21 protein-coding genes are annotated in these 25,882 nt (G+C 60.9%); 6 read left to right on the top strand and 15 right to left on the bottom strand.

The window, feature by feature from the left end:
- Positions 1–64: 64 nt before the first annotated feature.
- Entirely contained in the window at positions 65–1,396 is a 1,332-nt protein-coding gene (locus tag WHZ77_RS10530) for a hypothetical protein (protein ID WP_375313612.1), read from the top strand.
- 26 nt (positions 1,397–1,422) lie between these two features.
- Here WHZ77_RS10530 and WHZ77_RS10525 read toward each other — a convergent pair whose 3' ends face one another.
- The 6 genes from WHZ77_RS10525 to WHZ77_RS10500 all read right to left on the bottom strand — a co-directional run bounded on the left by WHZ77_RS10525 (position 1,423) and on the right by WHZ77_RS10500 (position 8,031).
- Positions 1,423–1,872 (bottom strand): VOC family protein, encoded by a 450-nt coding sequence (locus WHZ77_RS10525; RefSeq protein WP_375313611.1) that lies wholly within the window; start codon positions 1,870–1,872, stop codon positions 1,423–1,425.
- Positions 1,872–2,816: a class I SAM-dependent methyltransferase gene (locus WHZ77_RS10520; protein WP_375313610.1), complete on the bottom strand. Its 945-nt coding sequence runs from the start codon at positions 2,814–2,816 to the stop codon at positions 1,872–1,874. Before WHZ77_RS10520 ends, WHZ77_RS10525 begins: the two co-directional genes overlap by 1 nt.
- A 12-nt stretch (positions 2,817–2,828) precedes the next feature.
- Positions 2,829–4,721 (bottom strand): HAD-IIIC family phosphatase, encoded by a 1,893-nt coding sequence (locus WHZ77_RS10515; protein WP_375313609.1) that lies wholly within the window; start codon positions 4,719–4,721, stop codon positions 2,829–2,831.
- A 36-nt stretch (positions 4,722–4,757) separates the two neighbouring features.
- The gene (locus tag WHZ77_RS10510; RefSeq protein WP_375313608.1) at positions 4,758–5,078 is read right to left on the bottom strand and encodes an acyl carrier protein; all 321 of its coding nucleotides are present in this window, start codon (positions 5,076–5,078) and stop codon (positions 4,758–4,760) included.
- Positions 5,079–5,087: 9 nt separating this feature from the next.
- The gene (locus WHZ77_RS10505; RefSeq protein WP_375313607.1) at positions 5,088–5,978 is read right to left on the bottom strand and encodes an AAC(3) family N-acetyltransferase; all 891 of its coding nucleotides are present in this window, start codon (positions 5,976–5,978) and stop codon (positions 5,088–5,090) included.
- A 349-nt stretch (positions 5,979–6,327) separates the two neighbouring features.
- The gene (locus WHZ77_RS10500) at positions 6,328–8,031 is read right to left on the bottom strand and encodes a hypothetical protein (RefSeq protein WP_375313606.1); all 1,704 of its coding nucleotides are present in this window, start codon (positions 8,029–8,031) and stop codon (positions 6,328–6,330) included.
- Positions 8,032–8,174: 143 nt separating this feature from the next.
- Here WHZ77_RS10500 and WHZ77_RS10495 point away from each other — a divergent pair, with 143 nt between their 5' ends.
- The 4 genes from WHZ77_RS10495 to WHZ77_RS10480 are packed head-to-tail and all read left to right on the top strand — an operon-like array spanning position 8,175 to position 11,383.
- On the top strand, positions 8,175–8,897 hold the full coding sequence (locus tag WHZ77_RS10495; RefSeq protein ID WP_375313605.1) for a class I SAM-dependent methyltransferase: 723 nt from the start codon (positions 8,175–8,177) through the stop codon (positions 8,895–8,897).
- Entirely contained in the window at positions 8,894–9,865 is a 972-nt protein-coding gene (locus WHZ77_RS10490) for a glycosyltransferase family 2 protein (RefSeq protein WP_375313604.1), read from the top strand. The genes WHZ77_RS10495 and WHZ77_RS10490 overlap by 4 nt, the downstream gene beginning before the upstream one ends.
- The gene (locus WHZ77_RS10485) at positions 9,858–10,658 is read left to right on the top strand and encodes a class I SAM-dependent methyltransferase (RefSeq protein ID WP_375313603.1); all 801 of its coding nucleotides are present in this window, start codon (positions 9,858–9,860) and stop codon (positions 10,656–10,658) included. Before WHZ77_RS10490 ends, WHZ77_RS10485 begins: the two co-directional genes overlap by 8 nt.
- Positions 10,659–10,666: 8 nt before the next feature.
- Positions 10,667–11,383, top strand: a complete 717-nt coding sequence (locus WHZ77_RS10480; protein ID WP_375313602.1) for a class I SAM-dependent methyltransferase — start codon at positions 10,667–10,669, stop codon at positions 11,381–11,383.
- On the opposite strand, the gene WHZ77_RS10475 is transcribed toward WHZ77_RS10480, so the two are convergent.
- The 6 genes from WHZ77_RS10475 to rfbF form a co-directional block, all read right to left on the bottom strand.
- Entirely contained in the window at positions 11,376–12,017 is a 642-nt protein-coding gene (locus WHZ77_RS10475; RefSeq protein ID WP_375313601.1) for a class I SAM-dependent methyltransferase, read from the bottom strand. The two genes, WHZ77_RS10480 and WHZ77_RS10475, sit on opposite strands and share 8 nt — an antisense overlap.
- 50 nt (positions 12,018–12,067) lie before the next feature.
- Positions 12,068–12,976, bottom strand: coding sequence for an NAD-dependent epimerase/dehydratase family protein (locus WHZ77_RS10470; RefSeq protein ID WP_375313600.1), 909 nt, complete (start codon positions 12,974–12,976; stop codon positions 12,068–12,070).
- Positions 12,973–13,896: a transketolase family protein gene (locus tag WHZ77_RS10465; RefSeq protein WP_375313599.1), complete on the bottom strand. Its 924-nt coding sequence runs from the start codon at positions 13,894–13,896 to the stop codon at positions 12,973–12,975. The genes WHZ77_RS10470 and WHZ77_RS10465 overlap by 4 nt, the downstream gene beginning before the upstream one ends.
- Positions 13,881–14,639, bottom strand: coding sequence for a transketolase (locus WHZ77_RS10460; RefSeq protein WP_375313598.1), 759 nt, complete (start codon positions 14,637–14,639; stop codon positions 13,881–13,883). The genes WHZ77_RS10465 and WHZ77_RS10460 overlap by 16 nt, the downstream gene beginning before the upstream one ends.
- Before the next feature lie 64 nt (positions 14,640–14,703).
- On the bottom strand, positions 14,704–15,765 hold the full coding sequence (rfbG, locus tag WHZ77_RS10455; protein ID WP_375313597.1) for a CDP-glucose 4,6-dehydratase: 1,062 nt from the start codon (positions 15,763–15,765) through the stop codon (positions 14,704–14,706).
- On the bottom strand, positions 15,759–16,529 hold the full coding sequence (gene rfbF / locus WHZ77_RS10450; RefSeq protein ID WP_375313596.1) for a glucose-1-phosphate cytidylyltransferase: 771 nt from the start codon (positions 16,527–16,529) through the stop codon (positions 15,759–15,761). The genes rfbG and rfbF overlap by 7 nt, the downstream gene beginning before the upstream one ends.
- A gap of 331 nt (positions 16,530–16,860) precedes the next feature.
- On the opposite strand from rfbF, the gene WHZ77_RS10445 reads away from it, so the two are divergent.
- Positions 16,861–17,627 (top strand): IS5 family transposase gene (locus WHZ77_RS10445; protein ID WP_339026611.1). Its coding sequence is split into 2 segments (ribosomal slippage): positions 16,861–17,185 and positions 17,185–17,627, totalling 768 coding nucleotides; the frame shifts between segments, so codons are not numbered across the junction.
- 335 nt (positions 17,628–17,962) lie between these two features.
- On the opposite strand, the gene WHZ77_RS10440 is transcribed toward WHZ77_RS10445, so the two are convergent.
- The 3 genes from WHZ77_RS10440 to WHZ77_RS10430 all read right to left on the bottom strand — a co-directional run bounded on the left by WHZ77_RS10440 (position 17,963) and on the right by WHZ77_RS10430 (position 25,841).
- On the bottom strand, positions 17,963–20,860 hold the full coding sequence (locus WHZ77_RS10440) for a M10 family metallopeptidase C-terminal domain-containing protein (protein WP_375313595.1): 2,898 nt from the start codon (positions 20,858–20,860) through the stop codon (positions 17,963–17,965).
- Between the two features lie 497 nt (positions 20,861–21,357).
- A complete protein-coding gene (locus WHZ77_RS10435) occupies positions 21,358–23,493 on the bottom strand; it encodes a hypothetical protein (RefSeq protein ID WP_375313594.1) in 2,136 nt (711 codons plus the stop codon).
- Positions 23,494–23,780: 287 nt separating this feature from the next.
- Positions 23,781–25,841, bottom strand: a complete 2,061-nt coding sequence (locus tag WHZ77_RS10430; protein WP_375313593.1) for a LamG-like jellyroll fold domain-containing protein — start codon at positions 25,839–25,841, stop codon at positions 23,781–23,783.
- Positions 25,842–25,882: the final 41 nt, after the last annotated feature.

Here is a 25,882-nt window from a genome sequence, read left to right as displayed (position 1 = left end):
GTTCCGGCTTGGACGCCGGTACGGAATTGGCTAGTGACATCGGTGCCATGGAGAGGGCTGAACGTTGTCGAACATCGTTGCGCGAGCGGGCCATCGGGACATAACGCCGCGCGACCGCCCGGTCCGGCTTGCGGGTTATCCGTCCAGGACCAATCCCTGCTCCGACATTCTCGACCCTATCGAAGTCGGAGCGGTGCTGTTCGAGGGCCCAGGCCTCCGGATCCTCCTTCTCTCCTTCGACCTGCTGCAGGTCGGCTCCGAGCTGCAAGACCTCATCGTGAGGAAGCTCGAGAAGCGCGGCTTTGGCCGTGACGAGATCGTCCTGCAGGCCTCCCACACGCACAGCGCTCCCGCGACAGACAAGGCGTGCGCGCCACTGGGAATCCCGGACGAGCGATTCGTGGCCGAGCTTGCCGATGCCGTGGACGATCTCGTCGGGCAACTTCAGGGGCAAGAGCCCGTGCCAGTCGTGTTCGAAATCTTCGAGGGAAGGCTCCGGCATTCGATCAACCGCCGGCGCTACTGGCCGTTTCCAACCATCGGCAGGATGCACGGTTTCAACCTTACCAGCATTGCCTTCTCGCCGAATCCAAAGGGTCCGAAGAACGAACTTGCGACAGTCCTCCTCGTGCGGGACACCAGGGACGATCGGCCCATTGCAATGGTCTGGCACTACACCTGCCACCCGACGGCTGTTGTCCCGACCGACGCGATCAGCGCCGACTTTCCCGGCAAAGTTCGCGAACGGCTTCGCCGCAGGCTCGGCGCCATTCCGTGCCTGTTCCTGACGGGATTCTGCGGGAATATCAGGCCGCATATCGTGCCGTCACTGCGGCCTGTTGCCTTGCGCGAACGCCTCCAGCGATTGGTGCGAATTGTATTCTTCGGAAATCTCTTTCCGTCCGTGTCGCTGGAGGATTGGCGTCGCTGGAGCGACAGCCTCGCGAGCGAGCTGGACGCGATCGCGCAGCAGCCTGCGACGAGAAAGTTCAGCCCGCAAGAGTTACGAATCGGTTCGGCCAGCGTTCCGCTGAGCGAGTTCTTTCGAGGCACCGCGCCACCCAAGCCCCTCTGCGTCCAGGTTCTCGGCTTCGATGATGCACTCGAGATCGTCGCCATCTCGGCTGAACCGTCGGTGGAATGGGAAGCCGCGATCGGGGAAGCCGTGCCCAAGCCGCCGGAATGTATCCGCCTTTACGCGGGGTATCTGGGATCGCTTTGCGGATATCTCCCAACGAAGGCGCAAGTTCCCGAGGGCGGCTATGAGGTGGAAGGCTTCCAGCCGCTGTTCGGATTTGCCGGCCAGTTCGATGCCGGCCAGATCGGCCCCGCAGTGTTGTCCTGCGTGCGGCGGGCATTCGAAGCAGCTCGCATCGGTCTGCGCCGCGACGGTTAGGCCATCCCCGACCATCAAACGGACTTCTAGACGGGAGCGAATTCGCGCGAAGCCCCTTCGCTCTCGATCAGTTCGACGACGACGAGCTCTTTGGTGAGAAAAAACTGCACAGGGGCGCCTGCGAAAGCTATCGCGGGCTTCGCCGCGCCCGTCGGCGTGGCGCCTTGCGCGCGAAAATATTGTGCGGCATCCGCCAAATTGCTGACCCGGTAGGCGACCTGATTGATCACGCCCCTGCCCGACGTCGCGATCTTTGCGACCGGAGAATTGTCTCCGAGCGGCGCGATGAGCTCAAAGATCACACCGCTCGCGTCACGCAGGAACTGGACCGAGACGCCGAGCACCTGGTCGTCATAGACCTGCGTGGCCGAGACGATCGGCAGCAGGGAGCAGACATTTCCGAACCCGGATTTGAGATCCCGCACGACCATGCCGACATGGTCGAAGGTCAATTCGGGGCGGGCGGAAGACGCCATCAGTTCGGTCTTGCAATGATGCAGGCAGAGATCGTCAGCTTGTGCTTCCGCGCCTGCTCCATCGTGTGGTTTGTCATTGGAAAGAATTCCGCGCGTTCAATCTCGAAGCCTGCCGCGCGGACCGCGTCGACGGCGTCCTCCGGCGAGCGCAACAGATAGAGATGATCCGGCGCGGGGCTGTTGATCGGAACATTTACGAACAGCCGGCCGGTCGGCTTGAGCAGCGATCGCAACTTGACCAGGGCCCCCTTCGGATCTTCGAGATGCTCGAGAACCTCCGAGAAGGTGAGGCAATCGAATTTCGCGCTGTCGTCCGGAACCGCGTATAGATCCTGCAGGACGAGCTCGGGCTTCTTGCCCGACATGCCCATGATCGTCAGCGCATCCCAGGTCTGGCCGATGCTCGCCTTGCTGACATCCCAGCCCTTCACACTGCCCGATCTCTCGTCCTTGAGAGCCTGATAGAGCAGCAGTCCGTGCCCCGGACCGATTTCCAGGTAGTCGTAGCCGGCAGGCGCCTGCTTCAGGAACACATTGCGATAGAATTGATAGCACGCCGTATGGTTCGACCAGTAGATCTGGGTCAGCAGCAGGCCATCCATGTACCTGCCCATATATTCGGTGTTGCCGTAGACCAGGCGATTGGCTTCCTCGAAGGTCGTGAGCCGGTATCGTCCGTGGCGCCGGAAGAAGATCTCCTCCTCCCGAACGATCTTGCAGATGAAATCGTAGCCGTCGCAGATTTCGCCGAGCCGCGGACCTGCGATCTGCCGAATCTGGCTGGCGAGCTCCTCGAGCGTCGCGAAATCTTCCGCAGAAGCACGCGAGAACCGCGACTCCAGGAATGCGCGATGCGCAGGCGTTCTCTCATACTGGGTCCGCATCAGCGCAGCGAGCTGCGGAAAACGCTGTTCGTCGATCAGACTTGATGCCGTCTTGCTCAAAATCCGTCTCCTTCAGTGCGCGCCAACGGCATCGCGAATGCGGATGGGCGGCTTCTTGTCCTGATAAGCGTCCACAGAGAGCTCCCATGCGGTCTCCCCGCCGGGACGCTCGCCAGTCAATTCGAATCCCAAATTGCGATAGTGATCCGCGACCATCATGTTCTTCTTGGTCGGGATGTAGACGCCGCGCACGAAGCCTTTACCCAGATCCCGCGCACGCGCGACGAGCCAATCCAGTGTCGCCTCCGGAACGCCGCGTCCGAGGACGCGGCACGACATCAACCACGTGTCGATCTCGATCGCATCTGCACCGATGTCCGCGATGACGACGCCAATCATGCCGTTGTCGCCAAAGACGTCACTGAGCCGCATCTGCAAGGTGATGCGGCGCGGATCGGCCTCGGCCGCCGCAACATCCGCTTCCGAATAGCGCCTTGTCGTCAGGTTGAACTGGTTGGATTTCGCGATCAATTGCGCAATCCGCTTCCGCCCGATCGCGTCGAACGGATTCACCAGCAATTCCATGTCGAGCGACTGGAGATAGTCCTCCTGTCGGGCGAACGATTTCAGCTGGGCCGTGCGCCTGGCGTCCGCCCGGTAATACGACGCCCGGTCACGATCCTCCGCGGTGAACCCCGTCGTCTCGAAGTAACAAGCCGATTGAAAGACCGGAATCCACTCCGTCACATCCTTGGGTAGCTCCGGCACGGCGACTTGAGGCAGGGCAAAGCGAATTTGCGCTCGCTCCGCGGGATTGTCGTCCAGGAAGACGAAGCTGTCGAGGCCGAGGCTGAGAATGTCCGACAGCGCCTGCAGGTTGGCTGCCTTGTCGGTCCAGTTGATCTGGAAGACGGCGATGTCCTCCTCGGCGAGGACCATCTCCGGGTGCGTGCGAAACGCATCCAGGGCGACGCTCTCCTCGTTCTTGGAGGAAACGCAGAGCACGATGCCGCGGTCGCGCAATTCCTTCGCCATGGCCTGGAGCGCGCAATGGGCTTCCCCGACAGGGCTGCCGGGGCCGAGCAGCAGATTCTCCTTGCCGTCATCGCCGACGATCCCACCCCACATGGTGTTGTCCAGATCGAGCACGAGAACCCGGCGCGACTTGCCGAACTTCAGAGCGACCAGCCTGACCAGATGCTCCGCATACAGCGGCGCATTCTCCGGCGCGAACGGATACTTGGCCAGCGCCCAGTGCCGCGCGGAGTTCCAATTGTCCTGGCCGATCCTTTCGGACAGCATCGCAACGTCCAGCAGGAGGTCGCCGCTGGATCTGACGAAATCGGAGAGTCCCGCATTGACCCGGCCGACGAGGTCCGCGTGCGACCCGGGTATCAGCCGATCGACATGCAGCCTGACATGGCCAGGATCCAAAGCTAAGGTCTGAAAGACAACCGGCTTCTTGAACGACGAGCGGACGCTCTCACGGATTGCGCGCAGGCGATCCACCGCCCGGCTGGCAACGGCAGCCGCGGCCTCGGCATTCCCGGCCGCCGGCCGCAGGCCGAAGGCATGCACGTCCATCGCAAGGACCACGATGTCAGGATTGAAGGAGACGATGCCGTCATGATCGCGCTCCAGCAGGACCTCGGGATCTTCGTATTCAGAGATCATGACATCGACACGCAAACCGTGCCGGAGCCCGGTTCCGATCAGCGTTTCCTTCAGATGCCGCGCCGTCGAGTTCGAGAGCAGCAACACGCGAACCGGCTGCAGACCAGAGGGCTGGCCATCCGGCAACTGAATTCCGGCCAGGCGTGTCGCGAGGCGGCGCAGGCCGCCTGCATCCCATTCACATTGCGCCAGGCGAACCAGATCAGCGATGTTGCTTTCGCCGAGGCTGCGGCTGAGCTCGATGTCGCTTGTCGTGGGCTGCGGCAGCCACCTCATCATCGGCTTGATCACGACAGGCTCGCTCGTACTGAGAAGAACTGACCAGCGTCAGGCTGCGATCATAGAGATCAGATCGCCCACCGAGCGAATGCTCTCGATCTGCGCAGCTTCGAACTCGCGATCGAACTCTCGTTCGACCGCAGCGACGATACGAATTGTCGCAAGGCTATCCCATCCGTCCACGTCGTCAGGCGTCGATTGCGGCGAAATCTGCAAATTCGGGAGATCGAGTTCCTCCCGGAAGATTGCCTGCAATCGGCTGATGACGTCTGCCTGCTTATCCACTGCCCAAGCCCCTCGCGGTTGAGAAACGCCTTCATATACTCCGGCGGACGCTGCTTCAACCGAAGTTTTTTCTTCTGATTTCAAGGCGATATGTTAGGCCATCAGGCGCCTATACCAAGGCATCCTGTACATGTTGATACCACGCCGGCCCAGGGAGACGCCTGTCATGATCGCGTCGCGCGCCGGAATTGACCACATCCACAAGTTCGATAGGCGAAATTCGATGTATTGATCGCGGGGATAATGCCGGCCGAGCCACGCGGCGTCGAAGGCCCCGTTACGGTTGAGATAGGTATGCGTGCCCTCATCGCCCTCGCGCGTACGCCACCGATACGTCGTGGACCCGTGAAAAATCGCTGCAAAGTCCGGATTCTCGTGGCGAAGGATGCTTTCGACGGCATGCAATGGTGTCAGCGTCGCCAGAAACCTCCCCACTCCCAGCCCGACACATAGAGCATCGGCCTCCATCAGTCTCTGATAGGGAGATTCGGGATCCCACGGGGTCTCCGTCAGCTGGTGGTCCTTGACGAGGAACTCCGCACGCGGCCCCAATGCAACGACCGAGGACGAGTTGTGAATGCTGCGCTTGACGCCACGGTAGCGCCTGAACGTTTCAGCGATCAGCCCGGTGGACACAGGTTCTCTGTGGATTTCCAGAATCTTGCAGTGGTCGACTTTCAAGGGAATGGCGGACATCACCAGGGTTCCTTCGGGACCGATCAGGTCGAGAAGCAAATCGATGACGGACGACGGCTTGCCGGGGAAGTTATAGAATTCATTCCAGGACGACTGAACCCAAACAGTGGCGCCGGCCTTGATGCCCAGCCTCTCAAGGGCCGCCCGCAGTTCGGGAACCGAGATCGACTGCTTGAAGAACCTCTTCTCGACGGCAAGCCTGCGAAGCCGGACGTAGGACCGAAGGTCTTCTCGGCCCAGCGCGCGCCGCAGAGTGGAGATTATGAACTGTCGAACTGAGGCTGACATCTCTTGCGCTAGCAGCTTGTGGGTGTCCCAGCGTGCAGATCGTGAGCTATCAGGCTGCCCCCGCGATGTCGACAAAATCTTGATATTTCGGATTATCCAAATTCAAGCCCCCTCGGACCTTACGGCCACTTGGCGACGGATAACCCGCCCGTTTGATTCGCGCTTCGCGTTGCGGTAGCAAACTGGCACGCGGCCATGAATTTGCACTTCGCTTCTCGCTAGGACCTATCGGCCACAAATTCGTCGGAAGCCCGTTCCGGGTGTAGCATTCATCTCAAGCCAATATGGCAGCGACCTCATGGGCCGCGCATCAGCAGCCTAAAGCATCGATCGCTTTCGCATCTGTTCGTTAAGACCTACAAGGCACCCTAGCGTTCGGTGCAAAGAGCTCAAAGACATCGCCCTGCGGGGTCGTCATTATCTCCCCTACCTTACGGTAGCGACCTTCTGGTTCGGCAAGTCCAAGGCGATTCACGGTTTCGGGGAATGCCGGCTTGCCGACGGGGACGACGAGCCAGGAGCGGTCGATCACGTCGCGAGCCACTGAACCAAGTACGAAGCTCGCAAAATTGTCACTGAACCGGTAGCCGGCCGGCAGCCACGCGAAGCCCGGGGGAAGCGCGCCCATCACGTAGGCAATGCCGGGAGACAATCCCGACAAATCAATCATCGGCTCGCCTTCGCAAAAGCCTTCATTTCGGGCAATATTTCTGAGCTTTTGCACGAACAGGGCCGCGGCGGGATCAAGGCGAAGCCGGGCCCCTGCGGAATTGATCGGAACGAGCTGGGTTTGCTCCACGACCGGCGTGAAAACGCGATAGGGATTGTTGATCGCATACTGGACTGCAAACACCGGGTAACACAGCACGATCACGAACCCGGCTGCGCGGATCAGAGGTGCCTTTGGCGTGGCGAAGTAGATTGCAATTGCCGCGACGATTGCAAACTGCCCACCGTGAAAAGTCGCGACGCTCACAGGCAGGTAAACACCCGTTCCAAATCCGGCCGCCCACGGAAAAAGAAGCATGAGAAAAAAGCTGATGCCGAGCCGGAAATCCCGACAGACCAGAATCGCCATCATCGCTGCGGTCGACGCCAGATTCGCGACGTCCAGCCCAAAGAGCTCGGCGTTTTTTTGGCGCAAGGCCAGGATGATTGAAGCAACTGCGTAAAGTGCGACGCAGGCCCTCAAGGTTCTGTCCGTTCGAGCAGAGATTGGCCGGAGAGAAAGCACCGAAAGAGCGAGGATTCCGCCCCCCCCCAAAACAAGGTGGCCCCCTCTTAGCGAGAACAGGAACTCCACCAGATCCTCAAACACGCCCCGCCCCAATGGGGAGGATGGTCCAAAGAAGGTCATGTAGGCGGTCAACTGCTCAATGATGCGCGAGACCGGCAACAAGGCTGCGGCGGCCCCGATGATTGCAAGCGTAATTGCGCCAATTGCCAGAAGTGCGGGCCCGATAGCCCGAGAGAGCAGAACGATCGCCCCCCCTACGATGAGGGCAAACAAGGCGGCCGACGGGATTTTCGCCAACGCCGAAACCACCGCCGCGACGCCAACGATGATCCCCGTTAGCGGCAGCGCGCGTGACGTGTACAGCGCGCCGATCGCGCCGATCAGCAGAAGCCCGCTTATGAATATCAAAAGATTATAGGAGGGCGTGAATACCCAGTAGAAATAGTAGGCAAGCCCCGACGCTCCGGCTACCGCGATCAACGGTATTCGGCTCTCGAGTAGAGCATTCCGGCTCCAAATCCAACCGACCAGGATTCCTGCTCCGGCGCTCAGCAAGATGAAGATGCGCCGAACCGCAGCGACATCTCCTCCAGTCAGAGTGTAGAAGGGCTGCAGCAGATACCCGAACTGGGTTTGCACCAGATTGTACGAAGTCGGCGCCTTCGCGTTGAGCAAGTAAAACGCCTCATCGGAAAATACGAAGCCGCGATCCGCCCAGGCCAGCAGCCACCCAAGAAGCAAAAGGCACCCGCAAATCAGCGCCAGCATGATGATGCGGGGCACATGAGGGTGTCGGGCGAGGTTGACGAACGGCATCCAAATTTTCTCTCGCCCGGATAGTGTTTTCCGTCTCGGAAGATGGTTGTTTCAAGGATCTTAACGTCCCAGAATCACAGTGACAATTCCTCCGGTACGAAGTAACAGAAGACGCGATCCTTCCCCACCCAGGCGGCGTCCAGATGCGATCCGAGTCCACGTCCGAAGACGTACCATTTGACCGCGACGTCGCGGAGAGGGGCGGCTACGTCTACACAACCGTCGAGCGGTTATCGACACGTTTCGCGATGGATCGGCAGACCAGAGCCATGGTGTCCGCTACGGATTTTCGCGGGCGCCGCGTGGTCGATATCGGTTGCGGTGACGGCGCCGCGACGGTGACATTGCACGACACCACCGGCACCGCGGAGATTTTGGGATTTGATCCCGCGGCGCTGGCGATGCCGGTCGCGCGCCGTAGGGCTGGCGAACGCCCGCTGCGATTTGCATCGGCGAGCGCGTACGCGCTTCCACTGCCTGATGATGCAGTCGATATCGCTCACTTGCGCGGCGTTCTGCATCACATGGACGAGCCGCGTTCCGCAATCAAGGAGGCCGCGCGCGTTGCGCGGATAGTGGCGGTGCTGGAACCCAACGGCTGGAATCCGGCGATGAAAGCGATTGAGAAGCTTTCTGCCTATCACCGCGCGCACGGTGAGCGCTCCTTCTTTGCTCACACGATCGATGGGTGGATGAAGGACGCCGGCTTACAGATTGTCCACCGTTCGTTTTCCGGGCTTGTTCCCTACTTCTGTCCCGACGGGGCCGCCCGGCTGCTCAAGCAAATGGAGCCGCTGGTCGAGAGCCTTCCCGGGCTGCGGCGGATTGCGTGTGGCGCCTATGTGGTCGTGGGGCAGAGAGCGTGAAAAAGATCTCGATTGTTACCCCCTGCTACAATGAAGAATTGAATGTCGAGGAGTGCTGGAAGGCAGTCAGGGAGTTGTTCGATTCGCGGCTCCAGGGCTACACCCGCGAACACATCTTCTGTGACAATGCGTCGAGCGACCGCACCGTTGAAATCCTCAAGGAAATCGCGGCCCGGGACGACAGCGTGAAGATCATCGTCAACGCGCGAAATTTCGGACCGCTGCGCTCCAACTATAACGGCGTGATGGCGGCTACAGGCGATGCCATCTTGCTGTGCATGGTAGCCGATCTCCAAGACCCGCCTGAACTGATCCCGGATTTCGTAAAATTGTGGGAGAGCGGATACGAGGTTGTCTATGGCATCCGGGCGATCCGTGAAGAGGGAGTAATCCTGCGCAACATCCGTCGCGCATATTATCGGCTTCTCACCGGGCTGGCGGACCTCGCCGTCCCGCCCGGCGTCGGTGACTTCCAGCTTGTCGATCGCCGCATCGTCGAGGCCATGAGAAAAATCGACGATGTCCATCCTTTCATGCGGATGATGACATTCGAGTGCGGCGGAAAAGCAATTGGCGTTGAATACACTTGGCGGGCCCGCAAGCGCGGCATTTCGAAGAACAATTTTCTGCGATTGTTCGACCAGGGCATCAACGGCTTCGTCACCTTCACGGTGTTGCCGGTGCGGCTCGTGCTTTTTGCTGGTTTCCTTCTTGCGGCGCTCTCCCTGCTCTATGCGTTTATCATTCTTCTGATTTGGCTACACAGCGGTTCGTCCGCCGAACCCGGGATCGTGACGGTCATTACCGCGATCTTTTTCTTCGGCGCCGTTCAGCTTATCGTGGCCGGCCTGATCGGCGAATATACCCTTGCCATCTATGGCCAGGTCAGGAGGAAACCAGTCGTTTTCGAGCGCGAGCGCATCAATTTCGGAACGACCGATCTCGATGGAAGAGTCAAAGATGCCTAATGATAAGTCCCTCGCCACTGCCGACACCAACACTGCCGTCATCAAGACGAGCGGTGAATTCATTCAGCGTTCGGCGTCCGAGTCAGAGGCAGACGAGCGACTTCGCGTTCTCGCCCAGACAAGGGCTTACGGCACGGGCCCGCAATGGGCCTATCATGCCAACGCGTTCGTCAAGCGACAGGCGCTGTCGCGCCTTCTCTATATGGACGAGCTCTATCGCAAGATCGTGCCGGTCGCCGGCGTGATCTGCGAGTTCGGCGTACAGTACGGCGCCGGCATGGCGACGCTGATCAATCTGAGAGGCGTCCACGAGCCGTACAACCATACACGGCACATCTACGGATTTGATACTTTCGATGGATTCGCCGGCGTCGATGCCAAGGATGGCCCCCTGACCAAGGCGGGCGACTACCGGATCGCCGACGGTTATGAGGAGACTTTGAGGGAATTGCTCGATCTGCACGAGCAGAACGCCCCTCTTTCGCATATCCGCAAGTGGCATCTCGTCAAGGGAGACGTTTCCGAGACTCTCCCGGTCTGGCTCCAGCAGAACCAGCACGTCGTGGTCTCGATGGCGATCTTCGACATGGACGTCTACAAACCCACGCGGGATGCGCTTGCGCTGATCAAGCCGCGATTGACCAAGGGTTCGGTTCTTGTCTTCGACGAACTGAACTGCCCGCACTTCCCGGGTGAAACGCTGGCCGTGCTCGAGGTTCTAGGCCTCAACAATCTTGCGCTGCGACGCCATCCGCATCAGCCCTATTGCGCTTGGGCCGTTTACGGCGAGTAACCGACGTCATGTCTTTCGGAGTACAGGACGAGCGCGGCTTCAACCAGGTGTTCCGGCCAGTGGGGACGACACCTGAGCGCGCACGTCGCCGCTACGAATGGTTTTCGGCGCGCGCCCGTGATCTGTCGGCGACCCGCATTCTCGAAATTGGTTGCGGCCTTGGCGACGCGGCTCATTCGGTTGCGATCGCAACGGGCGCAGAAGTGCTCGGGATCGACCTCTCCCGAGCCTTTGTGACCGAGGCCGCGCGGCGCTTCACGGTGCCGAATCTGTCCTATCGGGTGCTCGATATCTGGTCGCCGGATTTCGACGCGCTCGGGTCCTTTGATCTCGTGATCGGTAACGGAATTCTCCACCATCTCCGCCCCAATCTCCTCGCGGTGCTGGCTCGCCTGCGCGCATTGACGACACCTGGCGGAGGTCTTGCCTTTATCGAGCCGAACCTCGCCCATCCCGCTTGCCGCTTCCTGTTCGGAACTGCGATTGGCCGGCGGTGGGGCAAACTTGAACCCGAGGAAATGGCGTTCTATGCGGGCGAGCTCGGCGATGCCGTACGGTCAGCCGGATGGGAGCAGGTAACGGTGCAGACCACCGACTTGTTGCTGCCGGGCCTACCGACACCGCTCACCAAGCCCCTGCTCTCGCTTGAGCGCCTGGTCGAGGGCGGTGCAGCCGCAAAGATTCTAGGGCAATCTCATTTTCTTACGGCCCGAGCCGCTAAGTAGCGGCCCGGTCCGCCCGCACGAGATTGAATCTTGCAACGGCCGGCCACGTCACGACGCCGGGCGAGACAAGGTGATCTTCCAGGCTCGTGACCGGTACGCCCGCGGCCTCGAACAAGCCGGCCAGCTGCCGCCGGCTTCTCAGAAACCGGCCTTCTTCGAGACGATAGAACAGACGAAATATTGCATTGTCGGCCGGTCGCAGGGCCTCCGGTTCGCTGGCGATCAACACGCCCCCTTGCGCCGTGATTTTCCAGCTACTTTCGATGATCCCGATCGCGGTCCGGTCATCGACATGGTGAAGTATTCCCGCGATTACGACGTAATCATATGGCTTGCCTCGCCTAGCCATCTCCTCGACCGGAACTGCCTCGAATTGAAAGTTCTTTTGCGAGGCGAAGCGCTGCCTGGCGATTGCGATGGCCGAATTGTCGATGTCGATGCCGGTATATGAAATCCCATCGAGTTCGCGATAGGCATCCGACAGATTTCCGAGCGAGCAGCCAATCTCGATGATACGGCGCTGGTTCGAATAGTGACGGAGGACCAGCGCGGATTTGTCCCGCGTCCCGCCGATCATTTTTTGCGCAGCCAGCCACAGATATGGAAAGCGGCTTTGCATCGGCACGCCCGGCATCGTTAACTCTCCATCCGTCAGAAACACTGGCGCGCCGGCGCGCTACCCTTTTATCTCTTCGCCATGAGCTCGCGGGCGACGGCCTCGACCACGTCGAGGCTCGACCTTTTGGGGCTATAGCCGAATTGCTCGGCCGTGCGCCATTCGGACGAATACCACACGCGTTGCTGCGCCACAGCGGCGTGCTCGGACACCCGCCAGTCGAGGCCGAGTTGGCCGAGGCGCTCCAGAATGTCAAATTTACCCGCCGGACGGATCGTATAGGTATCGACCGCGCTGTTGACGATTTCCTGCCGTGCCGCGCCATCAATGATCGAGGCAAGCTCGTCTACGCCGATGTAGTCGCGATGCATATCACTGGAATCGGTCACAAACCGTGTGCCGCTCAGCAGCGCCTGATAGACCGACGACATGAAGTATTTTGTCTTCAGATCGAGGTGAGGGCTGAGGAAGCCGAACACGCGAACGTCAACCACGCGGCGCGAAACTTGGCTGCGATGCCGAAGCTCCGCGGCGAGTTTTGACAAACCGTACCACTCTCCCGAACGTATCGAGTTGACGGGGTGAACCATCGGCGCGCCTGCGCGGGCCGGCTCATCGAGCTTTCCGTAGGCGGCGCCCGAGGAAATGAACACCGTGAGGCAGCCGGAATTGCCTCTGAGTGCGCTTTCGATGCGGTCCTCGTACTCCATGGTCAACTGGTAGATCTCATGTCCCCTGATCGGAACCTGAGCGGGATCACCAATGCCGACGGCGTTGACGACAACATCGGCATCTCCCAGATCGAGATTGCTGATGTCGTGATGGCTGACATGCAACAGTCCGTCATATGCCGCCGCTGTTTCGTTCGGCCGGCGCGAGAACAGCGCGAGCTGATATCCTTCTCTCGCGGCATAGACGTCGGCCAACGCACGGCCGATATGGCCGGTCGCGCCAAGGATTGAAATACGCGCCTTCATTTTGCGGCAAGAAGGAGGAGGACACGCTCGACGATGGCAGGAGCGTCGATACGGAAATCCCGCCGAAGCGCTTCGGTTGAGCCAACCAATTTGGGAAAACGAAGCGGCACCGAAATTTCGTCGAAGGGCTGCACGGAAGATTGCCTCCCCATCAAGAGCCGCCGAAGTCCGAGTTCGAGCGGATTGCCGGTGTAGCCCTCGAACACTGCGACGATCGGGCCGGGTCCAAGGATGCGATCGAGGGTCTCGATCGGAAACGGCGACAGCACAGGGACGCTTACGACCCCTGCCCTTACGCCGCGCTCGGCCAGCTGCCGCGCAGCATCAAGTGCTGCCATAACGGCCGGCCCGCTGGCGACAAGCGTGACGTCCTTTCCCTCACCAAGCCTGTGGGCACACTCGCTAAGCCCAGAGAAGGACGGCGTCGCAAAATCCGGGCCATCCTCACGCGCGACACGAATGTATCCAGCCTGTCCGCTGCGAATAAGCGCGGCGTGTGTCGCAGCAAGCTCGGTTCCGTTGGCCGGCGACAAAACGGCCATGCCGGGAATGCCCGAAAGCAGGCTTGCGTCGTCCAGGCTGTGGTGTGACGGACCGAGTGAGCCGTAGGATAGGCCTGCACCGGCGCCGACGAGAATGACCTGGCGACCTTCGTATCCGATGTCATTGCGAATCTGCTCGTAGCATCGCGCAGTGACGAAGGGTGCTATCGAGTAGCAATAGGGTTTCAAGCCGGATGCGGCCAGCCCGGCCGCGACCGAGATCATGTTCTGCTCGGCTACGCCTGCATTGATGAAGCGGGGGCCGAGCAATTCCGCCACCGGCTCGACCACGGAAAACCCGAGATCGCCGGTAAGGAAGACGACGCCCGGATCGCACTCAGCGTGATCCGTGATCGCGAGCATCATAGACTTGCGCATGAAGCCTCCGCGGCCTTGAGCAACGCGAGATCAGCCGCAGTTGCAGGAATGTAGTGCGAACTGACGGTGCCTTCGATGTGAGGCACGCCTTTCCCTTTTACGGTGTGCGCGATGATGACGTGAGGCTTTGGCGGTCGCATCTCCAGCGCGTTCAACAGACCTGCATGATCATGGCCATCCAGTTCAGTCACGTGCCAGCCGAAGGACCTCCACTTTTCCGCAAAGGGCTCGAGCTCCATGACTTCGGAGACGCTGCCAATGCTCTGAATCTTGTTGAAGTCGACCAGCGCGATCAGGTTGTCCAGCCTGTAATGCGCGGAAAACAGGATCGCCTCCCAGGTCGATCCCTCGTCGCATTCGCCATCGGACAAGAGGCAAAAGGTGCGATGTTTCCAACCCCGCAACCTGGCGCCGAGCGCTCTCCCCGCCGCCTGCCCTAGTCCGTGGCCGAGTGACCCGGTCGACGCATCGATGGCGGGGCACAACGGGGTTCGCGTCACATGCCCCCACAGACCGGACCCGTCCTTCAGGTAGTTCTCGATAGCATCCGCAGGAACCAGCCCCCACGCCTCATACGTTGCATAGACCGCCATCGCGGCGTGTCCCTTCGAAACGACGATCCGGTCGCGGCCGTTTCTCTCCACGGAATCGGGGCGGATATCGCTTGCCGCCAAAACCGCGTCGAGGAGTTCGACGCAGGAGAGCGACGAGCCGAAATGGGCCGATTTGGCGGAAAGCGACATTTCCGCAATTCTCCTGCGGATCGCCGCACAGCGCTGCCGAGCTTCGTTCGTGTTCCCCATAGGACTATCGGCCGCCCACCCGCTCGAGGAGTTTTTGCACTTCGCTGCGCGTCAACGCTGCCAAATCCTCACCCTCGGCCGCTGAGCGATACCATTTGGCGGCAGATGCAATGGCCTCGCTCACGGTAAGTAAAGGGCGCCAGCCAAGCAAGGTCCTTGCCCTAGACGCGTCGACCCGCAACGACATTGTTTCGTGCAAGTTTTCACCTTTGTCCACCTCGACATCGATGCGGCGCCCGAACGCGGTTAGAAACTGATCGACCACTTCGCCCACTGACATGACATCGTCGGTTGAAGGACCGAAGTTGAAAGCGTCAGGCAGCGAACGGCCGCTTGCGACCGCCTCGGCGAGAACCAGGTAGCCTAGCAGCGGATCGATAACGTGCTGCCAAGGACGAATGGCCATCCGGCTGCGCAGCAGCAAGGGCCTGTTCTCCTGGAGCGCACGGAAAATATCCGGGATCAGCCGGTCGACCGCAAAATCGCCGCCGCCGATCACGTTTCCAGCCCGCGCTGTTACCACCGGCGCATGCGCCGAGAGGAAGCTGGAAGACATGCTCGCGGTGATGATTTCCGCGGCGGCCTTGCTCGCCGAGTAAGGGTCGCGGCCGCCGAGCGTGTCAGTCTCCCGGTAGGCCCAGGTCCACTCCTCACTGCGGTAAACCTTGTCGCTGGTGACGATCACCGTGGCCTTCAAATCGGCCGATGACCTCAGCGCGTCGAGCAGGTTTGCGGTGCCCATGACGTTCGTTTCAAAGGTCTCGATGGGATCGCGATAAGAGCTTCGCACCAGGGCCTGGGCGGCCAGGTGAAAGACGATTTCGGGCCGGGTCTCTGCAACGCTCTTTGCAAGAGCTCCTCGATCCCGAATGTCCACGCGCAGGTCGCGGATATTGCGCGCGACCCCGGCCAATTCGAAAAGGCTGTGGGAGTCCGGTGCCAATGCAATGCCGGTGACGTCAGCGCCCAGGTCACGCAGAAGCAATGACAGCCAAGATCCCTTGAAGCCGGTGTGACCGGTCAAGAGAACCCGGCGGTGCTTCCAGAAAGATCGGTCAATCACCATAGCTTCCAGGCTGGCTTTCCGGATTCCCAGCACTCCTCTAGGAAGGCCTTGTCCCGGATGGTATCCATCGGATGCCAGAAACCATCATGAATATAAGCACGCAACTCGCCGCGACGGGAAAGAGTTTCCATCGGTCCGCGCTCCCAAATGGTTTCATCTCCGTCGATCAGATCGAGGACGCCGCGATTGAGAATGAAGAACCCGCCATTGATCAGGTTTCCGTCGTTGGCCGGTTTCTCCTCGAACGCAGTGACGCGGTCACCCTCGACGCTTATTGCACCAAACCGGCGTGCAGGGCGCACGGCCGTGACAGTGGCGAGGGACCGGTGTCCGGTGTGGAAGGCCAAAGATGCCTTGATATCAACGTTCGAGACTCCATCGCCATAGGTCAGAGCAAAAACCTCGTCGTCCCCCAAATACTCGGAGGCCCGCTTGATGCGTCCGCCGGTCTGCGTGTTTTCACCGGTGTCGACAAGAGTTACGCGCCAGGGCTCTGCGCTCTTTCGATGAACGAGCATCTCGTTCCGCGCTATGTCGAACGTAACATCGGACATATGCAGAAAGTAGTTCGAAAAATACTCCTTGATCATATAGCCCTTGTAACCGAGGCAAACGACGAAGTCGTTGAAACCCCAATGGCTATAGATCTTCATGATATGCCAAAGGATCGGCCTGCCGCCGATCTCGACCATAGGTTTTGGACGGACACCCGTCTCTTCCAGGAGCCTCGTTCCTCTCCCTCCCGCCAGTATGATTACGCGCATATGCCGGTTCTCTCGCTCAGATTGCTGTTGAAGACAGCAATTCGAGTTGGAGGGCAAGCGAAAAAGTAGTCAAGCCGCCCGCCGCAAGGGAACGCGGAAGGCGTTCGAGCTCTTCATTGCGCGCCAGCCCAGACTTGCCGCATGATCTTCCGGCCCTATGGTAGGCTCGCAATCTGCCCCGGAGCCTATCAGGATGCCCTTCCCGCATGCCTCGGAAGCCCTGTGGCGCTTCACCGAGCTCGATCTGCCCCGTGTCCGGTCTAGGTTCTGTACCCATAACCATTGAGCGTTTGGGTTTGTCGTGATTCGAGGTCGGGGGAGGACCTTGATCATGGCCCGGTACGATGTTTCGGAGACCGAGTGGCGTTTGATCGCACCGCTGCTGCCCAACAAACCGCGGGGCGTGGCACGGGTGGACGACCGACGCATCATCAATGCGATCTTTTATGTTTTGAGGACGGGCTCGCCCTGGCGCGATCTGCCCAGTCGCTACGGGCCTTATACGACCGCCTATAATCGCTATAACCGCTGGTCGAAGGCTGGCGTCTGGCTGCGGATTTTCGAGACACTTGCGGCGCAATCACCCGGATCCCTGCACCTCATAGACTCTTCGATCATTCGCGCTCACCAGCATGCAGCCGGCGGTAAAAAGGGGGCCCGGATCACGCCATTGGCCGTTCTCGTGGAGGACTGAGCACCAAGATCAACGCCGTCGTGGATGAGAATGGCCTTCCATTGCGGATCGTGCTCTCCGCCGGACAGGCATCTGACAAGGCCGCCGTGGCAGCCCTGCTTGAGGGACTGCCGCCGGCCCGCGCGCTCATTGCCGATCGCGGCTACGACGCTCAGGCCATCGTCGAACTGGTTCGCCAGCGCGGCAGCGAGGCGCACATCCCGACCCAGCGGGACCGTAAAGTTCAGCGCTCCGTCGATCCGGGCCTCTATCGCCAGCGCAATATGATCGAGCGCTTCTTCTGCAAACTCAAACACTTCCGCCGCGTCGCTACGCGCTTCGACAAACTCGCTAGAAACTTCCTCGCCGCTGTTCTGCTGGCATCAACGAGACTTTGGCTCCGAGCTTATGAGTCCACGACCTAGCCCCACCTGCGTGCGGCAGCTCGCGGACTGGGGCGCCAATGTCGTCAAGATCGACGCGCTGACCGAGGACGCCGGGGGGCGAGCAGCCGGGCGGGCCGCAGCGGGGTGGGATGGCTACGCTTCTTACTGGCAGCTCTCGTTGTCGCCTACCACTGCCATTCTACCGAGTGTATCAGACGATCGGTGGGCTGACCGCAGTCGAGGCATTCATTTTCATTGGCGGCTTTTACATCGCCGCCGCTTATCCATGATATTCGACAATGCCTACTGCAAGGACCGCTTCGGCGCTGCACGCTGGGACCTGGCCCGCGCGGCAAATCGCCCGGCGCCTCTCGTCAGGCGAGCAGCGGATGGTCGAGATGCAGACCGACCAAATACTGGGCCAATGTCAAGGCTACGATCGCATCGTGCGGCTGCTCAGCGGGCGACAATGTATTGGCCGCCGATGGATTTGGACCAGGCATCGCGTCCGGCTGTTCGAACTGGAAGCTTGCAGTGCTGGCGTCCCCCGCCGCGAAAGCGAAATTGCTTGCAGCCGAAACCCGAGCCAGCGGCGCCGAGGCAGGAACGCCGATCGTCCCGTCCCCGTTGAGGTCCTGATGAAGGCTGCTCTCCGCTTGTTCCAGCGTCGAGCTGGTGCCCGAGAGCACACCAGTGTCGCTACGATAGTTGCCGCTGCTATCGGTGTTCCAGACGATGAATTGATTTGACCCGCCAGCCCAGGCAATCACGTATCCATTCGCCGTCTGCTCGGCACCGACCGGCGTCCAAACGCCGAACTGCCCCGCCACAACCGGCGAACCGAGGTAGGTCAGCTCCACGCCAGAACCGCCGCCAACGGGGTTCATGTAAAAATTCGCGCCGCCCTGGAGCAGGCTCGTGCTGCCCGCCGATTCGATGGTCGATACCGGCATGCCGATCGTTCCGTCCCCGTTGAGGTCCTGATGAAGGCTGCTCTCCGCTTGTTCCAGCGTCGAGCTGGTGCCCGAGAGCACACCAGTGTCGCCACGATAGTTGCCGTTGCTGTCGGTGCTCCAGATGATGAATTGATTTGATCCGCCAGCCCAGGCAATCACGTATTCATTCGCCGTCTGCTCAGCACCGACCGGCGTCCAAACGCCGAACTGCCCCGCCATGACCGGCGAACCGAGGTAGGTCAGCTCCACGCCAGAACTGCCACCAACGGGGTTCATGTAAAAATTCGCGCCGCCCTGCAGCAGGCTCGTGCTGCCGAACAATTCGATTGCCGCGGCAGTCGCTGCAACGAAACCGATTGTCCCATCCCCGTTGAGATCCTGATGAAAGCTGCTCTCCGCCTGCTCCAGCGTGCTACTGGTGCCTGACAGCACTCCAGTATCGTTCTGATAGTTGCCGCTGCTGTCGGTGTGCCAAATGATGAACTGACTCGTACCAGGCGCTTTCCACGCAACCTGATATCCATTCGCGGTCTGCTCTGCGCCAACCGGGGTCCAGACCCCAAACTGTCCGACCAGGACAGCCGAGCCTGTGTATTTCAGCTCCACACCTGAGCCGGCGCCGACGGGATTCATGTAAAAGTCGTCGCCCGACTGGATCAGGCTCGTGCTGCCCACCGATTCGATGGTCGACACCGGTATGCCAATCGTCCCATCTCCGTTTAGATCCTGATGAAAACTGCTCTCTGCCTGCTCAAGCGTCGCGCTGCTGCCTGACACCACGCCGGGGCTACTCTGATAGTTCCCGCTGGCGTCAGTGTGCCAGATGATGAACTGACTCGTGCCAGGCGCTTCCCACGCAATGTCAAATCCGTTCGCGGTCTGCTCTGCGCCAACCGGGGTCCAGACCCCGAACTGTCCGGCCACGACAGGCGAGCCTGTGTATTTCAGCTCCACGACCGAGCCGCCACCAACCGGGGACATGTAGAAGTTGCTGCCACTCTGAAGCAGGCTTGTAGTGCCGATCGCCTCGATTGATACAGGCGGATTTGCGAGGAAATTGCTCGAGACGACGCCGTCTGCGAATTGGAAGCTCTCAACACCTGACACCGTGTCGGCGCCATCAGGTGAGCCCGTGCGCTGGTCGACTATGGTGAAGGTCTGCGTCGCAGAATTGTAGGAAACGGCGTAGCCTGCCTTATTGCCCGAATACACCGCGATGTCGGTGCCAGATCCGCCCACGATGGTGTCGTTGCCGCCGCCCCCGGTGATCGTATCGTTGCCGCCACCGCCGTTCAGCAAGTTGGCAATGGCGTTGCCGAGGATCGTGTCGTTGCCGCTGCCGCCGGTGGCATTGTCGATGTAGGAGCGCACGTCGCCGTTGTAGAGATAGGCGTTGTAGACGTTGCCCGACGCATAATGGCCGTTGCCGAGATTGGCCAGCTGAACGGAGGAGAACAACGATACCGCACCGGGATTGAGATTGATGCTCAGATTCGTCGTGTAGTTCGACAGGTCGTAGGTATCGACGCCGCCGCCGTCCCAGACCGTCTCGTAGATGCGGTTGGCGGAGCCGCCGGCGCCGCCGCCCGGCGCGAGCTGCCCCACGCCGTTGATGAACTCCTGCCCCGTCGTCGGGCTCCAGGTGTAGACGGTGGTGCCGCTTTGGGTCGTGAAGTTCGCCCCGTACAGCGTTTGCAGCGCAAGGATATCGTTGGCCATGTAGGTCTGCGGATATCCGTAGGCCTCGTTGGTGTAGCCGGTCGAGGTCGAAGCGCCGACATAGCTGCGATAGCTCATGACGGTGTATTCACTGTCGTCGTGTGCGCTCGGCACCGCGACATTGGCGGGACCGCCCGTCTCCTGGCTGTGCTTGAGTCCGAGAGCGTGGCCGAGCTCGTGCAGCGCGGTCGTGAAATAGTAGTTGCCGAGCTTGGCCAGCGAGTAATTGTACTGCGTTCCGAACCAAACATCGCCGCCAGCCGCATAGTCGCCGGGGTAATAGGCGTAGGAGGTGGGATTGGCCGACGGCGACTGCGCGATCATGACGTCCGCGCTGCCGGTCCCGTTGTACTGGAAGCTGGCGTTGGTGTAGCCGAGGATCAGTCCGATCGCATAGTTGATCGCCGACTGCATCTGGCTCGGCGCCGAGGCGAAGCCCGAAGTGGTCGGCTCGCTGCTGCCGCCGCTGTAGGGATTGATGTAGTCGCTGGGCGAATCGGGGAAGCTGTAGCTGATCGTGCCGGACCATTTGACGCCCGACAGCAGGCCGTCGATCTCGGCGTTGTTGGTCTTGCTGACGGAAACTGAAATGGCCAAGGGACTCTCCGGAGCAGCGGCTCGCACGCGATTCGGGGACGCGGGTCCAGGATTTTAGCTTGAGAGTGATACGTTTGGTTTAATTTTGGAAGCCGCGCCCAACCACCTGCGTGACCAGGAGCTAAGCATGGAACTCCATGTTCGCACGGAGGGTGCATTGATGAAACTTCTCCGGCCAGGCCAAATTTGCAAGTAAAATCATATAAATGCCCCGGACCACCAGCATCGACTGCAAGGCCCGGCGACCGCAAGCGGCAAGCCGGACTTGCGGCGTCGGTTCCCCCACTCCAGACAGTCGAGGAGCGGGTTCGGTCACCATCTCTGGCCAACTTTGCGCGCAAGATTGGCCGCCCCCAGGGAACGTTGATCGAAGCTGACAGGATCACCACCCCCCTGCAGTAGACATTACGAGAATCTAATGGGGCGTGCCAATGAGGCACGCCCCTTTGATCTGCTTTCGTATGACCGAGCGGATCCGCCTTGGCTTTGCCCTCAGCTTACGCCGCGTGCGAGATCGACAGCTGGGCCTGGGGCTGATCCACCGGATTGGTAATGACCGAACCACCATGACCGTCCGCGGCCAATGCAAAGTCCGCGGCGCTGTACTGGCCAAGCAGTTGCAGCGAGGCTGTATGAACGCCGTCGGTGATCGTGAGCGTGCCACCGGTGTTCCCGGCATTGGCCGAATAGGCAAGCGAGGTGGTCTCGCTGAACGCGATGTCGCCAAGGTCGAGCTCGACGCCATCCTGCCAGCCGGCGATCGTCCCGCTGAAGGCCGACGACTGGTCGAGCACCAGCTTGGCCGAGGCCCCGCCAAAGGTGACGTCGGTCAACGTGGCGCCGGTGCGGATATATTCGAGACCGCCCGCACCGATGGTGGTGCCGCTGGCGCTGCCGCCGGCCCCGACGTACTGCGCACCAGAAACGATCGTGGTGTTGCTGGCCGTGCCCCAGACATATTGAGCACCGCCGTTGATGGTCGTGCCGATGGCGTTGCCCCAGTCGATCTGCACGCCGCCGGCGTTCAGGGTCGTGTCGATAACCGTTCCGCCAGCATAGACGTGCTGCTCCGCACCGCCTCCGATGACGTAATCGCTCGCCGTGCCGTAGATGTATTGATGGCTGCCGGCGCCGAAATTCCGGCCGCTGGCGGTGCCGTACACGTAGTTCGAGACACCGGTGTTGCCGGCGGCGTCGGTGACGACGAGATCGACCGCGGTGTTGAACTGGTCCCAGGACAGTTCGGCGTTCCAGACGCCGTTGCTGCCGACCGTAACCATCGTGCTCCAGCCGGCGTTCTGCGACGTGCCGTCGCGCAACGTGAGGGTCTGGCCGGCGGCGTCGGCATCGACCGAACCGGAGAGCCCGGCAACCCACGGGCTTGTCGCGTCCACGGCCGACAACACCGGCACCGGCTTGACGGTATCGACCGAGAATACCTGCGACCTGACGTCGGTTCCGTTGGCATCCTGCCATGTGACGACGAAGCGACCGTCGGCATAACCTATGATCGAGGGATGCGACTGATCGGACGACGTGCTGGTGTTGACCAGCAATTCAGTCCCGACCTTCCGACCATCCGCGGTGAACACCTGCAGCTTGATGCTGCTGCCGCTGGCATCGCCGCCCGCGCCGCTCCAGTCCTGCCAGGCGATCGCGAAATCACCGTTGCTCAGCGTGGTCACCGTCGGCGTGGACTGGGAGTTGGCCGTCGTGGTGTTGACGAGGAATTCGCTGCCGACCTTGCTGCCATCGGCCGCATAGATCTGCGCCTTGATGCCGCTGCCGCTGCTGTCGCCGCCGGCCTGGCTGAAATCGTACCAGGTCACGACGAAGCCGCCATTGGGCAGCGCCGAGACGGTCGGCTTGAGCTGGTCGGAGGCGGTCGCGGTGTTGACCAGGAATTCGCTTCCGACCTTGCTGCCGTCGGCGGCAAACATCTGCGCCTTGACGCTGGTCGCATCGCTGTCGCCGAGCGTTCCGCTGAGATCTTCCCAGGTCACGACAAACCCACCATTGGCCAGCCCGGTGATGGTGGCGTTGTCCTGGCTGCCGCCGGTCTCCGTATTGACGAGGAATTCTGCGCCGACCTTGCTGCCGTCGGCCGCGAACACCTGCGCCTTGATGCCGGTGCCGTCGTCGTCGCCGCCCTCACCGCTGTCGTCGGTCCAGCTGACGACGAAGCCGCCATTGCCCAGACCCGCGACGGTCGGCGCGAACTGCGAATAGGACGTCGCGCTGTTGACGAGGGTTTCCGAACCCACCGGCGTGCCGTCGGCCGAAAACACCTGCGCCTTGATACTGGTACCCTCGCTGTCGCCGAGCGTCTGGCTATTGTCGAACCAGGTGACGACGAAGCCGCCATTGGAAAGGCCCGTGATCACGGGTGCGAGTTGGCCATCGGCGGTCTGGGTGTTGACCCGGAATTCCGAGCCGACCTTGCTGCCGTCGGCGGCAAAGACCTGCGCCTTGATGCTGGTGCCGTTGGCATCGCCCAGCGTTCCGCTGGCATCATCCCAAGTCACCACGAAGCCGCCATTGGCGAGCCCGGTGACGGTCGGCGCCTCCTGGCTGCCGGTCTTGTTGGTGGTCACGGAGAATTCGGAGCCGACTTTTACAACGGGAGCAGCCATAGGTCTGGATCGCTTTCATTCAAACTGTGCCGGCAGCGGATGTCGTGCGCCCGTCTACGGCAAAAAGTTGCGAGAGCGTCCGTATTGCATCGCAATATATCATAAATTTGATGATATGTTATTTATTATGTGAATGCCGTGGTCGTGGGTGCGGATTGCAACAGTGTGCGTGCAAGCATCGCGCGGCCCTGCGATCGCGCCGGACAAGCGCCAAAAAAATGTGGAGCTCGCCGAAACGAACTCCACATCGTCTGTGTCGGTGATCGCGCCGCCAGGACGCGGTCAGATCAGGTTCGGCGCGCGGTCAGCCATTGGTCGGGGCCGATCGGACGATAAACCATGCGGATCTCTCCGACCGCACCGAAGAAGCCGTCGGCCAGGACGCCATTCCACCAGCCGGCCCCGAGTATCCAGGGCTGAGGCGTGCTCTGCGAGCGCAACCCGATCGCGGCATTTCCCACGTTGCGCAACACCGGCGCGCCGTCGATGTACAAAGTGGTGGTGAGGGTCGCCGGATCGTTGATGATCGCGACATGATACCAGCTATCGCGGATGATCTCGCCGGACCAGTTGGTCTGTGCGTAGTGCGAGACGGAAGCCGGCACCACTTCCCACTGCACTTCGCGCAGGTTCGAGATGGCGAACAGGACACTCGACGCCTCCGGATCTCCGCCCTGATAGCCGCCGGGAACGTTGCCGCGGTTGCCCACGCGACCGAGGATATTGCCCCATTTATGCAGGCTCGCGGTCCAGCCGGCCGGGATCTTCAAGAAGGCCTCGACCGTGTAGCCGTTCCAGAAGCTGCGGCCGTTGAGCGAGGCGGCTGACGCCGTCAGGAAGGCGTTGAGGCGACCGACGGTGTTGTCGGTGTTGAGAAACGACACACTGCCCGCGGCGGAGGACAGACGGTGCTTGTCCGAGGACCACACGACGTCGCCAAGCTGTGCGGATGCGACGAGCGCCGCACGCATCAGATTGTTGCCGCCGGCAACGTCAGGCAGGATCCCGCCGATCGGGACGGCCTGGCCGTCGACGACCGTCGAGGGCACCCGCCAGTGCGCCACGGTATCGGCGACATGCGGATAGTCCTCGGTATCCGCGGGCAGCGCGACTTCCGGCGTCGGCGGATCGACGTAACCGGCGAGCAGGTTGGCGCGCACGGACGGCAGGATCGCAGGTCCGGTCAGCACCTTGCTCGGACTAAAGCGCGTGAACCGGGCGAAGCGGCTCTTGAAGTTGATTGGAATCGAGAAGCTGTTGTTCGGGCCCGTCAGTTCGGCGTGATCGAACTGGTTGAGGGTGTTCTTCGGCTTCTGCACCACCCAGGGCGAGAACGACATCACGTCGATCTTGTTATTGGTGAAGTCGACTTCGTAAAGCCGCATCATGGCGTTGCCGCCCTGATAGTCCATCTGGTAGTCGACCACCATCTGGTGGACTGGATTGCCGAAATTATTGGTCTTCGAAAGATACGAGGCGCCATGGTAATGGCCGTTCAGCGTCATGAAGATCTGATCCTTGTCGCGGATCAGCATCTCCCACAGCATCTTGCCGTAGTCGGTCTCCAGCGGCGACAGGCCGTCGCTGTCGATGTTGAGCAGCTGGTGGTTGGAAAGAATGACCGGCAGCGTCGGGTTGCGATCGATCACGTCGCGCGCCCAGGCAATGGCGCCGTCCGAAATGCGCCAGGACAGCGAAAGCACCATGAACTTCACGCCGCTCGCCTGGAAGATATGGCATTCGTGAAAGCCGCTGCTGTCGCGCTCGCGGAACGTGGACTGCTGCGCCGCGCGGCTGCTCGGGAACCACTTCAAATAGGGCTCGGCGTTGAGGCTGCGCTGGGCGTCGGTGCCGGAATTCTGATCCCAGGGGGTATGGTAATCGTTGTCGGTGACGACGTCGTGGTTGCCGGCGAGGATCGAATAGGGGACCTTGGCATCTTCCAGCTTCCTCATCGCAGCGTCGGCTACAATCCACTGGTTCGGCTTGCTCTGCTGGTCGACCACGTCACCCAGATGGATGACGAAGCGGATGCCATATTTCGCGGCGTTGTCGGCGATCCACTGGGTCTGCGCGTCGTACGGCGTTGAACCATAGGCCTTCTGAAATTGCTGGCTTTCGTCGGTCGTCGCGTAACGCGAATAGAACTGCGTGTCGGGCAGCACCGCGATCGAGAAGCTGGTCAATGACGGAGTGCTGGTCTGCGCCTTCGCCGCACCCGCGCCGAGCGCCAGCACGGAAAGGCTGGCCGCGCCCTGAAGGACCGCGCGGCGATCGATCATTTGGCGCATGGAATTGCTGCTGCCGGAACGATGGGTTCCAGCGCGGTCGATGTCGTCATTGCTCATGGAAGATTGCCTATTCCTACTCGGTCGCAGCTGCGACGGTA

This window comes from Bradyrhizobium sp. A5 (assembly GCF_042076515.1).
In the GTDB taxonomy this organism is placed as follows: domain Bacteria; phylum Pseudomonadota; class Alphaproteobacteria; order Rhizobiales; family Xanthobacteraceae; genus Bradyrhizobium; species Bradyrhizobium cosmicum.
Note: the sequence above shows the minus strand (reverse complement) of the source record. Positions and strands in the feature narration are given on the sequence as shown.